At 37.3% G+C, this 14,985-nt stretch carries 16 protein-coding genes, 1 tRNA gene, 1 rRNA gene, 1 other RNA gene and 1 other annotated feature; of the genes, 4 read left to right on the top strand and 15 right to left on the bottom strand.

Annotated features, from left to right (window positions below; translation table 11 throughout):
- The 8 genes from DN394_RS15555 to tadA form a co-directional block, all read right to left on the bottom strand.
- Nucleotides 1-181: ribosomal RNA gene (locus DN394_RS15555) — 16S ribosomal RNA — on the bottom strand; the annotation flags it as partial.
- 218 nt (nucleotides 182-399) lie between these two features.
- Nucleotides 400-669, bottom strand: coding sequence for a pro-sigmaK processing inhibitor BofA family protein (locus DN394_RS15550; RefSeq protein WP_001089486.1), 270 nt, complete (start codon nucleotides 667-669; stop codon nucleotides 400-402).
- A 216-nt stretch (nucleotides 670-885) separates the two neighbouring features.
- Nucleotides 886-1,107 carry a YaaL family protein gene (locus DN394_RS15545; protein WP_000466020.1) on the bottom strand — a complete coding sequence of 74 codons (222 nt, stop codon included), beginning with the start codon at nucleotides 1,105-1,107 and terminating at the stop codon, nucleotides 886-888.
- 14 nt (nucleotides 1,108-1,121) lie between these two features.
- On the bottom strand, nucleotides 1,122-1,718 hold the full coding sequence (recR, locus tag DN394_RS15540) for a recombination protein RecR (protein WP_000559168.1): 597 nt from the start codon (nucleotides 1,716-1,718) through the stop codon (nucleotides 1,122-1,124).
- Nucleotides 1,719-1,732: 14 nt separating this feature from the next.
- Nucleotides 1,733-2,059 carry a YbaB/EbfC family nucleoid-associated protein gene (locus DN394_RS15535; RefSeq protein ID WP_170771173.1) on the bottom strand — a complete coding sequence of 109 codons (327 nt, stop codon included), beginning with the start codon at nucleotides 2,057-2,059 and terminating at the stop codon, nucleotides 1,733-1,735.
- Between the two features lie 25 nt (nucleotides 2,060-2,084).
- Nucleotides 2,085-3,773 carry a DNA polymerase III subunit gamma/tau gene (gene dnaX, locus DN394_RS15530; RefSeq protein WP_000121581.1) on the bottom strand — a complete coding sequence of 563 codons (1,689 nt, stop codon included), beginning with the start codon at nucleotides 3,771-3,773 and terminating at the stop codon, nucleotides 2,085-2,087.
- Between the two features lie 132 nt (nucleotides 3,774-3,905).
- Nucleotides 3,906-4,170, bottom strand: an RNA gene (gene ffs / locus DN394_RS15525) — signal recognition particle sRNA large type.
- A gap of 80 nt (nucleotides 4,171-4,250) precedes the next feature.
- On the bottom strand, nucleotides 4,251-4,751 hold the full coding sequence (tadA, locus tag DN394_RS15520; RefSeq protein ID WP_002108901.1) for a tRNA adenosine(34) deaminase TadA: 501 nt from the start codon (nucleotides 4,749-4,751) through the stop codon (nucleotides 4,251-4,253).
- A gap of 106 nt (nucleotides 4,752-4,857) precedes the next feature.
- On the opposite strand from tadA, the gene DN394_RS15515 reads away from it, so the two are divergent.
- From DN394_RS15515 to DN394_RS15505, 3 genes are all read left to right on the top strand, one after another.
- Nucleotides 4,858-5,397, top strand: coding sequence for a cysteine hydrolase family protein (locus DN394_RS15515; protein ID WP_000798743.1), 540 nt, complete (start codon nucleotides 4,858-4,860; stop codon nucleotides 5,395-5,397).
- A 125-nt stretch (nucleotides 5,398-5,522) separates the two neighbouring features.
- Nucleotides 5,523-6,158, top strand: coding sequence for a deoxynucleoside kinase (locus DN394_RS15510; RefSeq protein ID WP_149293954.1), 636 nt, complete (start codon nucleotides 5,523-5,525; stop codon nucleotides 6,156-6,158).
- A gap of 2 nt (nucleotides 6,159-6,160) precedes the next feature.
- Nucleotides 6,161-6,829, top strand: coding sequence for a deoxynucleoside kinase (locus DN394_RS15505; protein WP_001053583.1), 669 nt, complete (start codon nucleotides 6,161-6,163; stop codon nucleotides 6,827-6,829).
- Nucleotides 6,830-6,864: 35 nt separating this feature from the next.
- On the opposite strand, the gene DN394_RS15500 is transcribed toward DN394_RS15505, so the two are convergent.
- The 7 genes from DN394_RS15500 to guaB form a co-directional block, all read right to left on the bottom strand.
- Nucleotides 6,865-7,257, bottom strand: coding sequence for a sigma factor-like helix-turn-helix DNA-binding protein (locus DN394_RS15500; protein WP_000364198.1), 393 nt, complete (start codon nucleotides 7,255-7,257; stop codon nucleotides 6,865-6,867).
- A gap of 166 nt (nucleotides 7,258-7,423) precedes the next feature.
- Nucleotides 7,424-7,516: transfer RNA gene (locus DN394_RS15495), tRNA-Ser, on the bottom strand.
- 156 nt (nucleotides 7,517-7,672) lie between these two features.
- A complete protein-coding gene (serS, locus tag DN394_RS15490; RefSeq protein ID WP_000884184.1) occupies nucleotides 7,673-8,947 on the bottom strand; it encodes a serine--tRNA ligase in 1,275 nt (424 codons plus the stop codon).
- A 51-nt stretch (nucleotides 8,948-8,998) separates the two neighbouring features.
- Nucleotides 8,999-9,220 (bottom strand) — a binding site (T-box leader).
- Between the two features lie 54 nt (nucleotides 9,221-9,274).
- Nucleotides 9,275-9,865: a pyridoxal 5'-phosphate synthase glutaminase subunit PdxT gene (gene pdxT, locus DN394_RS15485; protein WP_000238772.1), complete on the bottom strand. Its 591-nt coding sequence runs from the start codon at nucleotides 9,863-9,865 to the stop codon at nucleotides 9,275-9,277.
- A gap of 18 nt (nucleotides 9,866-9,883) precedes the next feature.
- Nucleotides 9,884-10,771, bottom strand: coding sequence for a pyridoxal 5'-phosphate synthase lyase subunit PdxS (gene pdxS / locus DN394_RS15480; protein WP_000186157.1), 888 nt, complete (start codon nucleotides 10,769-10,771; stop codon nucleotides 9,884-9,886).
- 161 nt (nucleotides 10,772-10,932) lie between these two features.
- Nucleotides 10,933-12,243, bottom strand: a complete 1,311-nt coding sequence (locus DN394_RS15475) for a D-alanyl-D-alanine carboxypeptidase family protein (RefSeq protein WP_131233790.1) — start codon at nucleotides 12,241-12,243, stop codon at nucleotides 10,933-10,935.
- 113 nt (nucleotides 12,244-12,356) lie between these two features.
- A complete protein-coding gene (guaB, locus tag DN394_RS15470; RefSeq protein ID WP_000264076.1) occupies nucleotides 12,357-13,820 on the bottom strand; it encodes an IMP dehydrogenase in 1,464 nt (487 codons plus the stop codon).
- 115 nt (nucleotides 13,821-13,935) lie between these two features.
- On the opposite strand from guaB, the gene DN394_RS15465 reads away from it, so the two are divergent.
- Nucleotides 13,936-14,937, top strand: a complete 1,002-nt coding sequence (locus DN394_RS15465) for a YaaC family protein (RefSeq protein WP_097916680.1) — start codon at nucleotides 13,936-13,938, stop codon at nucleotides 14,935-14,937.
- Nucleotides 14,938-14,985 lie beyond the last annotated feature (48 nt).

The raw sequence follows: 14,985 nt of genomic DNA, 5'->3' as shown, positions 1-14,985 counted from the left end.
TTATCCGGTATTAGCCCCGGTTTCCCGGAGTTATCCCAGTCTTATGGGCAGGTTACCCACGTGTTACTCACCCGTCCGCCGCTAACTTCTTGAGAGCAAGCTCTCAATCCATTCGCTCGACTTGCATGTATTAGGCACGCCGCCAGCGTTCATCCTGAGCCAGGATCAAACTCTCCAATAAAGTTAGTTTGTCTAGCATCTAAAAATAAAAATTGACGTTTCACGTTGTTTGTTTCGTTCAGTTTTCAAAGAACTACATCGCGTTTCAGCGACTTCTATATGTTAACATCTTCGTTAAATCTGTCAACTAAGTTTTTTCTTTCGTTCCTGACGTCGCTTATTAATTTGCCATATTAATCATTTGTTCGTAACACTTTTTAAAAAAATGCCAAAATAATTTTATCTTGGCATGATATAAAGCTTAATAACCACTAATGCAGCAACACCAGGTAGGCCTAATATACTTGTGATTGTTGCGGTTCCCAAGTTAATTGGAATATGAAAATCAAAATATGTTCCTACAACATTTACGATAAAGAGTAATGCTATCCCTAAAGTAACATGAAAGAGCGCTTTTCCTATAAAACGTAACGGCTTAGAAGAAACACCAAAAACAAGAAAGATAAAAACTAAAGTAAGAATACCGACAATAACAACTGTAGAATTCATTTTTTCCTCCTTATGAAAGTGATCTATACATATTTATTTGTATGGGACAAGGCGATAAAAAAGAACATTTACCCTACAACTCCAGTTGCTTTATCTTGTTAATCTTCATTCGGCAACACTTTCTTCATAAAAACCATTAATCTTTCTTTCCAAACGAAGTAACTACTAAATATTTAATAAATAAAATAAAAGGTTCTGCTTTTTCAGCAGAACCTTTTACCATTGTTCCATTTTTACAGGACGACGTTTTGCTTCTTTTAACAAGAAGAAATATTTCGCCTCTGCTATTTTCAAAGAACAAAGTACATCTTGAGATGGTTCCACACTTTGTTCAACCATTCTCTTCTGACGTAACCATTCATTCTTCACTTTTTCTAATAGTACAATTAGCTTATCATCATACTCTTTACGCAATTTACCCTTTTTTTGAAAGAACATTTTTGTTTCTCCTCTTATACTTCTCTACGACCTTCTAACGCTTTCGACAATGTCACTTCATCTGCATATTCTAAATCTCCACCAACTGGCAGACCATGTGCAATACGAGTTACTTTAATACCTGTCGGCTTTAAGAGGCGGGATATATACATCGCTGTAGCTTCCCCTTCAATATTAGGGTTTGTTGCTAGTATCACTTCTTGTACCGTTTCATCATGCAGTCGCTTTAAAAGTTGCGGGATATTAATGTCTTCCGGTCCAATTCCCTCCATTGGAGAAATCGCGCCACGTAACACATGATATACACCTTGATACTCTTTCATCTTTTCCATTGCGATTACATCTTTCGGTTCCTGCACAACACAAACAATCGACTGATCTCGATGCGAATCATTACAAATATAACAAGGATCGCGGTCAGTAATATGTCCGCATACAGAACAATACGCTAAATCTCGCTTCGCATTCACAAGTGCTTTTGCAAAACCTAACACATCATCTTCTTTCATATCTAATACGAAAAATGCCAAGCGAACCGCTGTTTTCGGTCCGATTCCTGGCAACTTCATAAAACTATCAATTAATTTTGATATCGGTTCTGGATAATGCATATATCAGTATCCTCCTAGAACATTCCACCTGGTAAGTTTAAGCCTTTTGTGAATTTACCCATTGTAGAGTTTGAAAGTTCATCAGCTTTTTTAAGTGCATCATTCGTTGCAGCTAACACTAAGTCTTGTAACATTTCGATATCTTCTGGATCTACAACTTCTTCTTTAACTTTCACTTCAAGAATTTGCTTATGACCATTTGCAATAACTGTGACCATACCGCCGCCAGCTGTACCTTCAACTGTTTTTTCGCCAAGTTCTTCTTGCGCTTTTGCCATATCTTTTTGCATCTTTTGCATTTGTTTCATCATATTATTCATATTTCCCATTCCGCCACGCATCATAATTAATTCCTCCTAATTATTATTACTCTTTTATTTCAATAAGTTCTTGTCCTACTAATTTTACTGCCTCTTCTATAAGAGGATCTTCTTTTTTCTCTGGGCTTTCTTCAGAATTCTCGCCTTCACGCTGTAAAAAATCTTCACGGATTTTACCCCATTCACTTTTTGGAATGGCAATCATATTTAATCTTTTACTTAACAGTTCAAATAAGGCCTGTTCCACTGTATCCATAGCTTCTCGGTTTTCGCTTGCCATTTTACAGTGAATCTCATATTGAAACGCTAAAACGTAAGTATCATCCGAAGCCGCTACCGGTTCGCTATTTTCTAATAAAACAGCAAACGCTACTTTGTTGTATGATTTGAGTCTTCCTAACAACTCACCCCACACAGCTTTTAATTGTTCTAAATCCTGACGCTTTGCTTGCTTTAACACTTCATTTACGCGTCCAACAGGAATTTTCATACTCCCTGTACGCACTGGCTTTGGTGTTGCACGTGTCTCTCTGACTTCTTGCTGCACACCAGCCGGCACACCATTCTTTTTGACTTGTTCTAACTCTTTCTCCAATTGCTGCATCCTGTTCATAATTGCTTGTAAACGATCTGCACCGTTCGCTTGCATCATAAACTGTTGACACAGTTGTACCATAACAACTTCTAAGAAAATTCGCGGATGATTTGTCCACTTCATTTCCTGTTGTCCCTTACTAAGAGTATGAATGATTTCATAGATTACTTCCGGTTGCATTTCTTCACTTAACATCCGGAATTGCTCATCTACCATTACTCGTTCCAACATATGTTCCAGTTGTGGTGAGGTTTGATATAAAAGCATATCGCGATAATAGTAAATGAAATCCTCCATAAAACGAACTGGATCTTTCCCTTTACCCATCATCTCATCTATGATACGTAATGCTCTTGATACATCATTTTCACGTATACATTCTACTAAGTTACCTAAGTATTGCTGGGAAACAGAACCTGTCACAGCTAATACATCTTCTGTCGTAACTGTCTCATCACTATAAGATATTGCCTGATCAATAAGACTAAGCGCATCACGCATACCACCTTCAGCGGCACGCGCAACAATTTGTAACGCCTCATCTTCTACTTGCGTACCTTCATTCGTCACAACCGTCGATAATCTCTCAACAATATCATTTACTGATATTTTTCGAAATTCAAAACGCTGGCAACGTGAAATGATTGTAGGCGGAATCTTATGTGGTTCTGTTGTCGCCAAAATAAAGATGACGTGTCCCGGCGGCTCTTCTAACGTTTTTAAAAGCGCATTGAAGGCACCCATAGAAAGCATGTGGACTTCATCAATAATGTATACTTTATATTCTACAGCACTTGGAGCATATTTTACTTTATCTCTAATATCTCGAATTTCATCTACACCGTTATTTGAAGCCGCATCAATTTCTAATACATCTGAAATAGATCCTTGTGTAATCCCCAAACAAGAAGGACATTCATTACAAGGTTCAGCTACCGGAGCATGTTCACAGTTGATTGCTTTTGCAAATACTTTTGCAATTGTAGTTTTTCCTGTTCCCCTCGGCCCAGAAAATAAATAAGCATGTGAAACTTTCTCTTGAAGAAGGGCATTTTGCAACGTTTTTGTCACGTGCTTTTGACCAACTACATCTTCAAATTTTTGCGGTCTCCATGTTCGGTATAACGCTTGGTATGACACGAAAATACGGCCTCCCTCAAAGGTTATTATCTTATTTATTATAACCCATTCTGTTTATAGATTCCAAAAGTTATTTTCTATACAAAAAACCCACCTTAGTATTAAGGTGAGTTTTGTATACATATATAACTGCCGTGCACCTTCTGTCGATTACGTACCATAAGCGTTACTCAAGCAGTTAGCTCGGTTCAGGCACTCCTGCGGCACACGAGAAGACCCGCTTATTGCTGCTTCCTTCCGGACCTGACAAGGTTCACGGGGTCCCGTTGCGCAGGACCCAAACGTCAACACCACTTACTTAAGGCAGACCTTACAGCAGCATAACCTCGAGAAGGGATTCGGCCTCGCTAGAGCGGATTGCGAGTATAGGGCACCGCTACCTCCCCGCTTAGCACGGCAAAGTTAAAACCAATATTCGGTTGCCTTCATTAAAAGGCATTATCAGTATAACTTGTTTTTTTACAAAATGCAAATACGTTAATTCTCGTTACTTTTCTCTAATTTTTTTATCGCTTTTCTTTTTTTACGAAGCTCTCTAAAAAAGTTTGTTAACAAAGTACCGCATTCTTCTTCTAAGACACCAGCAACTACCTCGCATTGATGATTAAAGCGTTCATCCGTTAAAAGATTCATCAAAGTCCCTGCACATCCACCTTTCGGATCACTTGCACCATATACAACTCGCTTCACTCGTGATAAAACAATTCCACCCGCACACATCGGACAAGGCTCTAATGTTACATATAACGTCGCATCTTCTAAACGCCATGTCCCTAATTTTTTGCACGCCTCATCAATAGCTAATAACTCAGCGTGAGCTATTGATCTTTGTTCAGTTTCTCTTAAATTATGAGCAACACTAATTACTTCACCATCTAACACTATAACTGCACCAATCGGTACTTCTTGTATTGCCTCTGCTTTTTTAGCCTCTTCTATTGCTAACTGCATAAAATAAATATCTTGATCGTGTTCCATACCATAGTCCTTTCCCTCAAATAAAATACACTTTTTTCCATTTACTACACATGGGATAACTTTTACAAATTCAATCCACCCTAATAAAAAAGAGAGGGGATTACATATGAAGAATACTGCCTTACTCATTATCGATATGATTAATGATTTTCAATTTTCACACGGGCCCACCCTAGCCAAAAAATGCGAAATTATAACAAACCCTATTTTACAATTAAAGAAAACAATGAAATCCTTTGGCTACCCCATAATTTATGTTAATGACCATTATCAACTTTGGAGATCTGATATTGACCAACTAATTACTCATTGTACAAATGAGTATAGTGAAAATATCATTCATAAGATTGCTCCAAATACTGATGATTACATTTTTATTAAACCACATTACTCTGCTTTTTATGAAACACCTTTAAATTCTTTATTAGGCTATTTAAAAATAGAAAATCTAATATTGACAGGAGTCGCCGGGAATATATGTATCCTCTTTACAGCTAACGATGCTCATATGAGAAATTATACACTGTATGTACCACAGGACTGTATTGCCTCTAATCATGATCAGGATAATCTGCATGCTTTAAAAATAATGGAAGCCACATTAAAAGCAAATATAGTACCGTCATCTCAAATAAAAATTAATTAATACATATATTTATTTTCTAACTTTTTATATCAAATTAACCCGCTCGCTTCCCTCCTGTGCTACAATAATTCTGTTTTGTGTTTTTAGTAGTCACGGTAAATCACTGATTGAAAGGAGGAAACAGCGTGACCGGAGTACCATTTATCACGGTTGAAGGACCAATTGGTGTTGGAAAAACCTCACTTGCGAAGGCAATTTCAACTCACATGCAACTCCACTTACTAAAAGAAATTGTTGATGAGAATCCTTTTTTAGGAAAATTCTATGAAGACATCGACGAATGGAGTTTTCAAACAGAGATGTTCTTTCTTTGTAATAGATACAAACAATTAGAAGATATTAACATAAAGTATTTGAATCAAAGGAAACCAGTAGTAGCGGATTATCATATATTTAAAAATTTAATTTTCGCATCCCGTACATTAAAGAATTCTCAATATGACAAGTACATGCAAATCTATCGTATCCTTACACAAGATATGCCTGTACCAAACGTTATCGTTTATTTAACAGCTAGCTTGGAAACATTACAAACACGAATTGCGATGCGCGGAAGAGAATTCGAAAAAAACATGGATCCAAATTACTTACTACAGCTCACAAAAGATTACGAAACAGCAATGGATACTTTTAAAAAGGATCATCCAGATATCCTAGTATTAAAATTTAACGGAGACGATATGGATTTTGTAAAAAATCCTGATGATTTAAACGTCATCCTATCCGCCCTTCAAAATACTCTCTTAAAGGAGTCGGAATAATAATGAATTTAAGGCAAAAATATGATATACCAAATGACGCAGTAATCACTATTGCTGGAACAGTAGGTGTCGGAAAATCAACTATGACAACCGCATTAGCTAACGCTTTAGGTTATCGCACATCATTTGAAAAGGTAGATTCAAACCCGTATTTGGACAAGTTCTATGCTGATTTCACACGCTGGAGCTTCCACTTGCAAGTGTACTTTTTAGCAGAACGATTTAAAGAACAAAAAAGAATTTTTGAATACGGTGGCGGTTTTGTTCAAGATCGCTCTATCTATGAAGACACTGGAATTTTTGCAAAGATGCATCATGAAAAAGGTACAATGACGGAAACTGATTATGAAACATACAAAGGTTTATTCGACGCTATGGTCATGACTCCTTACTTCCCTCATCCTGATTTATTAATTTACTTAGAAGGTTCTTTCGATGATATTGTTGATCGTATCCAAGAACGCGGACGTCCGATGGAACAACAAACACCAATTGAGTATTGGAAAGAGATGCATGGCCGTTACGAAAACTGGATTAATAACTTTAATGCATGCCCTGTTTTACGATTAAACATTAATGAATACGATATTTTAAAAGATGGTGATTCAATTGAACCAATCATTAAAAAAATTGGCCATTTTTTAAAACAAACACGTAAACTTGTAAAATAAAAAACCCGTGCATACGCACGGGTTTTTCTATTAAATTACTTCTTTTTTGTCGGAGCAATAATTTCACTCTCAGGTTTTCCAGCATTAATACGCTGACGAACAGTACTTGTACTAATATCGTATGTTTCAGCAATCTCTTTAACAGTCATTTCTTTCCCGTTAATCACTGCTGTTAATACTTTACCTGTACGTTTTGGAGCTGCTTCTTTCTTTACAGCTGCTTTTTCAACTTTTTTTGGCGCCTCTACTTTTGTCGCAGTTTGCTTTACATCACAAGTGCAACCACAAAGTTTACGGAATGTATCATCGCTTATAATGCGTGACACATTTGCACCACTGTTTAAAATTCTATTGTTCTTACAGACAGGACATTGTACATAATATAAAGTTTTTCCATCTAAAGGAAACGTTTGTATAATAAGATCCATGTTGACTCCTTTCATATCTATGAAGATAATCATCGGAATATGAGTGTGTAATAAGGACAAAATCGCCTTACACCATACTTTATGATTGGTTTTAAAATAAAAACTCGTTACGTGTTGGTAACGAGTTCTCCAATCTCCACTTATATGCGCTGTTGTCAATTATATCTGGAGGAGGTAGAGGGATTCGAACCCCCGCGCGACTCTCGCCGCCTGTCGGTTTTCAAGACCGATCCCTTCAGCCAGACTTGGGTATACCTCCATATTGACATCAAATATAATATCAAAAGAAAAACAGTTAGTCAACCCTACTAAAATAAATTATGAGGAAAGGAAAATTTTACTTTTCCTCTCCTACATTATAGTACTGACAACGCTCATAATTACCAATCACTCATACCGATGAATGTTTATAAATTTACTTAATAACTGTTTTTCCTCCCATATAAGGGCGAAGAACTTCTGGAATTATAATTGTACCATCTTCTTGTTGGTAGTTCTCTAAAATAGCTGCCACCGTACGTCCAATTGCAAGACCAGATCCATTTAATGTATGAACATGTTCTGGTTTTCCGTTTGGCTCACGACGGAAACGGATATTTGCACGTCTCGCTTGGAAAGCCTCAAAATTACTACAAGAAGAAATCTCACGATATGTGCCATAGCTTGGAATCCATACTTCGATATCGTATTTCTTCGCTGCTGTAAATCCTAAATCGCCTGTGCACATGCTCATAACGCGATATGGCAACTCTAATAATTGTAACACGCGTTCTGCATCATTTGTTAGTTTTTCTAACTCTTCATAAGAATCTTCTGGTTTTACGAACTTTACAAGCTCTACTTTATTGAACTGATGCTGACGAATTAAGCCACGTGTATCACGGCCAGCTGAACCTGCTTCAGAACGGAAACAAGAGCTAAATGCAGCATATCGTATAGGCAGTTGCTCTTTATTTAAGATTTCATCACGGTGCATGTTCGTTACAGGTACTTCAGCTGTTGGAATTAAGAAGTAATCTTCACTTTCAATACGGAATGCATCTTCTTCAAATTTCGGAAGTTGTCCTGTTCCTGTCATACTTGCACGGTTTACCATATACGGAGGTAATACTTCTTCGTATCCATGCTCGTCAGTATGAAGATCAAGCATAAAGCTAATTAAAGCACGCTCTAATCTCGCGCCAGCACCTTTATAGAATACGAAGCGGCTTCCTGTTACCTTCCCAGCACGCTCAAAATCTAAAATTCCTAAATCTGTAGCAAGATCCCAATGTGGTTTTGGTTCATAAGCAAATTCTTTCACTTCTCCCCAAGTACGTGCTACTACATTATCATCTTCTGTTTCACCAACTGGAGCAGATTCATGAGGAATATTTGGAATAGATAACATTAATCTTTCTAAATCTTCTTCAACTGTACGAAGTTCATTATCAAGATCTTTTACTTTTTCTCCAACTTCACGCATTTCTAGAATTAGAGCTTCTGCATCTTTCTTTTCGCGCTTCAATACAGAGATTTGTTGAGATACTTCGTTACGTTTACTTTTTAGTTCCTCTGTTTGAACAAGTAATTCTCTTCTTCTCGTATCCAGCTCTTCAAAGCGGCCAAAATCAGTTAAATCTTCGCCTCTATGCTGTAACTTTGCTTTTACTTCTTCAAAATTTGTACGTAAAAATTTAATATCAAGCATTATATACTCCTCCTTTTATTTTATAAAACACAAAAAACTCCCGTCCCTATATAAAGGGACGGGAGTTAACCCGCGTTGCCACCCTAGTTGAAAGCATTACCGCCTTCCTCTCAAGTAGAAATAACGGCTCTTCACCGGGAATGTTTACTAATCATAAAGATATTCCACATTCCATTCTAGGATGGATTCACAAACTGTTTCTATCGATTTCCACCAACCATCGACTCTCTATAAGAAACGGCATTTGTTACTACTTCCTATCAACACGCTTATTTTATAAAATTGTTACCATCAATTTACTATAATCTTATACAAGTTGCAAGTTACTTATACAACTTTTTTCATTTTCGCTTCTTTTACCATTTCTACAAAGTATGCTGTGACACGATGATCATCCGTTAATTCCGGATGGAATGAAGCAGCTAAAAACTGGTTTTGTTTTACTGCTACCATTCGATCACCATGTGTGGAAAGTACTTCAACATCATCAGCTACATTTACAACATACGGCGCACGAATAAATACACCAATAAATTCTTCTCCTACACCTTTAATTGACAGTGCGGCTTCAAAGCTATCTTTTTGGCGTCCGAACGCATTGCGCTCTACTGTAATATCCATAGCACCAATATGTGCTTCTTCATAGCCAATAAGTGTTTTTGCAAGAAGAATCATACCTGCACATGTACCAAACATTGGTTTACCAGACTTCGCGAATGTACGAAGTGGTTCCATGAAAGCATACTTATCAATAAGACGGCGCATTGTTGTACTTTCACCGCCTGGTAAAATAAGACCATCAATCTCTTCAAGTTGCTCTATACGCTTTACAACAACAGCTTCTGCACCACTTGCTTCAACTGATTTTATATGCTCACGAACTGCACCTTGAAGACCTAGTACACCGATTTTCACCATTTTAAAGTTCTCCTTCAATTACCATCCACGCTCTTGCATGCGTTGTTCTGGTAATAACGTTGAAATTTCGATACCTTTCATTGCATTACCTAATCCTTTAGAAAGGCTCGCAATTAGTTCGTAATCCTCATAATGAGTCGTCGCTTCAACGATTGCGCGTGCAAATTTCTCTGGATTTTCTGATTTGAAGATACCAGATCCTACGAATACACCATCCGCACCAAGTTGCATCATTAACGCTGCATCTGCTGGTGTTGCTACACCACCTGCTGCGAAGTTTACAACTGGCAAACGACCAAGGCGTTTAATTTCAAGTAGTACTTCATAAGGAGCACCAGTATTTTTTGCATATGTCATTAACTCATCTTCACGTAGACTTGCAACTTGACGGATTTCTGCATTGACTTGGCGCATATGACGCACTGCCTCTACAATGTTTCCTGTTCCTGGTTCACCTTTTGTACGAAGCATAGATGCACCTTCTGCAATACGACGTGCAGCTTCTCCGATATCACGGCAACCACATACAAACGGAACTGTGTAATCACGTTTATTTAAATGGTATACTTCATCAGCAGGAGTTAATACTTCACTCTCATCGATATAGTCTACCCCTAATGATTCTAATACACGTGCTTCTACAAGATGACCGATACGGCATTTTGCCATAACCGGAATTGAAACAGCGCCCATAACTTCTTCAACGATTGTTGGGTCTGCCATACGAGAAACGCCACCTGCTGCACGAATATCTGCTGGTACACGCTCCAGTGCCATAACAGCAACTGCGCCTGCCTCTTCTGCAATTTTTGCTTGTTCAGCGTTAATTACGTCCATAATAACGCCGCCTTTTTGCATTTCTGCCATTCCACGTTTTACACGTTCTGTCCCTGTTACATTTGTCATGTTACAAAAACCCCCCTAGGTGAATTGCTTTTCCCCGTTAAAGGCGAAAATTAAGAATACTCTTACATTCTACCACTAACTATCAGATGCTTGTCTACTACTTTTTCATAAAGTCGGTATGAAAAATAGGAATAAGAAAAAGCCCCTACAATGAGGAGCTTTTAAAACCAACCTTTTACTGTATCAACAGCACTATTCCATATACCACTAAAGAAAGAGCCAATTCCGCGCATAGAGCGAGTAAACCAATTCGCTTCCTCTACTGCAGACGTTGTTACAAGATCTATTTGTAATGACTTACCAGATAAAAATCCAGGATCATTCGCATCTTTTGGTGTGATTACCATTTGGCCAAGTGCAGCTCCCTTTTTAATAGGTGCTTCTTGTCCCTTATTTGCTTCTTTTAATTCTGTTTTATAAACATCTTTACTTCCTTTTGGCACTGGAAGTGAAACAGCTTGTTTTGTTTGAACTGCTACATCTTTATCTTTAGCATTTTCTACTCGTACTGTTTCTTGTCCTTTTACTGAAGAATCTTTTTTATACAGTTTCTTCATTTCAAAGTTAGCAAATCCATAATCATATAGTTTCTTTGTCTCATCAAAGCGTGCATCACGAGACTTCGTTTTAATAACTACAGAAATAAAACGCATACCATCTTTTTCAATTGTACCAGTGAAGCAATCCCCTGCTTCTGGAGTTGAACCTGTTTTCAGGCCATCTACACCCGCATATACCTTAGATAAACCTGGTAACATCCAGTTCCAGTTAATCATGTCAATTCGATCCGTAGTACCTTCACGGAACGTCTTTTTTGAAATTTTAGCTGTATCTAATGTTTTAGGGAAATCTTGAATAAGGCGTTGTGCTAAAATTGCTACATCTCTCGCAGCCATTTTATTTTCTTCATCCGGAGTTGTTCCTTCAGGATGCTGTCCTTTTAAATCTTTGTTTGTTAAGCCAGTAGAATTTACAAACTTGTAAGTTTTTAATCCAAGCTCTTTCGACTTATCGTTCATCATTTTTACAAAGTCTACTTCTTTTCCAGCAACTGCTTCAGCTAAAGCTATCGTTGCACCATTAGCAGAATAAATTGCCATTGCCTCATATAACTCTTTTACTGTATAAGAATCACCGTTTCGTAGCGGCACATTCGATAATGAACGATCTTGCGAAACTTTATACGCATATTCAGAAACCTTAATTTTTTGATCCCACTTAAGTTTTCCTTTATCCACTGCTTCATGAACTAAATATTCACTCATCATCTTTGTCATACTAGCAATTGATAATAATTCATCTGCATTCTTTTGATATAAAATTTTCCCAGAATTCGCTTCAACTAAAATTGCTGCACCTGCTTCAATGCTTAAAGCAGCTCCTGTTTCTGCTGATGCATTGCTATATGGTAACAACATACTACAAGCTAGTGTAAGCATTGTTACTAAAGCAATGAATCTTTTGCAAAACATACCTTTCACTTTTGCTACCCCCAATATCTATGTACTCACATAACCGTTATTCTAACATAATCAAAAAAAAATAGACAGAGATATCAAATCTCCGTCTATTTGTATATAAGACATTACAATGAGTAGTTTGGAGCCTCTTTTGTAATTTGTACGTGATGAGGGTGGCTTTCACGTAAACCAGCACCTGACATACGAATGAATTGTGCATTCTCACGTAAGAATTCTAAATTCTGCGCTCCGCAATATCCCATACCGGCACGTAATCCACCAACTAATTGATGAACTGTATCTGCTAAAGGTCCTTTATATGGTACTCTACCTTCAATACCTTCTGGAACAAGTTTTTTATTTCCTTCTTGGAAGTAACGGTCTTTACTTCCTTTTTCCATCGCTCCGACAGAACCCATACCACGATATACTTTGAATTGACGACCTTGGTAAATTTCAGTTTCTCCAGGGCTTTCAGCAACACCAGCAAACATACTACCTAGCATAACAACGTGTGCTCCTGCTGCTAAAGCTTTTACCATGTCACCAGAGTACTTAACACCACCATCAGCAATAACTGGAATACCGTGTTTACGAGCTTCTGTTGCACAATCATAAACTGCTGTTAATTGTGGTACACCCACGCCAGCTACAACGCGTGTCGTACAAATAGAGCCTGGTCCAATACCAACTTTAACTACGTTTGCACCTGCTTCAATTAGTGCTTTCGTTGCTTCAGCAGTAGCAACATTTCCAGCGATAATATTTAGTGATGGATATTTCGCACGAACTTCTTTCACTTTATCAATAACACCTTGAGAATGTCCATGAGCTGTATCAAGTACGATTGCATCTACGCTAGCTTTTACTAATGCGTCGATACGAAGCATCGCATCAGCCGTTACACCAACCGCTGCTCCAACTAATAAGCGTCCTTGCTTATCCTTCGCAGAATTTGGGAATTCAATTACTTTTTCAATATCTTTTATTGTAATAAGCCCTTGTAATACACCGTTGTTATCAACGAGAGGGAGTTTTTCAATTTTGTACTTTTGTAGGATCTTTTCAGCTTCTTCCAGCGTTGTACCAACTGGAGCTGTAATTAGCTTTTCTTTTGTCATTACGTCGGAAATTTTGATTGAGTAGTCTTGGATAAAACGCATATCACGGTTTGTAATAATACCAACTAATTTTCGCTCGTCTAAATTATTTACAACCGGTACACCTGAGATACGGTATTTTCCCATAAGATGCTCTGCATCATACACTTGATGTTCTGGAGTTAAAAAGAAAGGATCTGAAATAACGCCACTTTCAGAACGTTTTACTTTATCAACTTGCTCCGCTTGTTGTTCAATAGACATGTTTTTATGAATAATTCCTAAACCGCCTTGACGAGCCATTGCAATAGCCATATCAGCTTCTGTTACTGTATCCATTCCTGCACTAATTAACGGGATATTTAACTGTAAGCTTTCAGATAAAACTGTTTTAACACTTACTTCTCTTGGTAGTACATCTGACTTTGCTGGTACAAGTAATACGTCATCAAAAGTCAAACCTTCTTTAACAAATTTAGATTCCCACATAATTGTTCCCCCCATGATACCAGAAATTATTATTAGTAGCTTATCAATTGGTTAAAATACTGTCAAGGACGTATATATATGTTAGAATTTTTAGACAATAAAAGGAGCGTAATATATGCATCAAACACATTGTACTTGGCAGCAATTAAGTTTCTTCTTTTCATCTCAAAATGTACAACGTTATCTTGCCCGTTGCTACGAAAAATCCTCCATACAAGATGCTGAAAAAAAAAGTTTCGAAAATTGTTATCCCTTTATTTATTACTTAGAACACGGGAAAAACTATTATGAATTATATAAGGTGGCCCCCTTTTCGATTCAGCCAATGTTATTGTTTTATGGAATGAGCCAACTTTTTAAAGCCTGCTTACTAACTATTGATCCTAACTATCCAGAATCCACTACTGTTTTAGCTCATGGTGTTACGACTCGTAAACGAAAAAAACAGGGGTATCAATTTTTAGAAGATGAGGTGAAGGTACAAAAAAATGGATTATTTACTCATATTGCAGAACAGCTGTTTCACATGAAACACTTAGAAGCAGAGAAGTTTAACATGCTAGATCTAATGGGAAATATTCCTGAATTACAAAATTTATTTCGCTATAGTCAAAGAGGGGCCACTTTATATAAAATCGATTCAACAAATACAAATGAACTTTCCTTTTCGGCCAACATACTAGATCGACTTCATATGACTACAGAAAGATTTTCACGTTACATTGAATCAACTTGTAAGCATTTATCCATACAACATGTCTCCGGGAAAACGAGCGGATCGAATCTACTTTTTACAGCTCCTATCCAGTCGTGGAACCCTATATATAGTACGCCTTTATACTACGAATATCTTGCTGATACTTATTACTTACCAATTCCAATTGACCCGAGAAATCCTAAACCAGTATTACCTGAACTTCTTGTTCATTATTTATTGCTCTACAATTTAAGTATGATTTCTAGATACGAAACAGATTGGTGGTATGATTTACTTGGGAGCTATGGCTCTGAAGATTATCCATTTATTTATCAATTTCTTACTATTTCTGCTCAAAAAATCCCTTACTATATTTCGTCTTTTTTACTAACAGAACCGGGCCTATTTCATGGGAAATAAAAAAAACACAAGTCAAAAGACTTGTGTTTTTAGTTGCTTGGCGACGTC

Origin of the sequence: Bacillus sp. BB081, assembly GCF_008368895.1 — a bacterium.
Classification (GTDB): domain Bacteria; phylum Bacillota; class Bacilli; order Bacillales; family Bacillaceae_G; genus Bacillus_A; species Bacillus_A wiedmannii.
The sequence above is the reverse complement of the archived record's forward strand: the minus strand, read 5'-3'. Positions and strand labels throughout refer to the sequence as shown.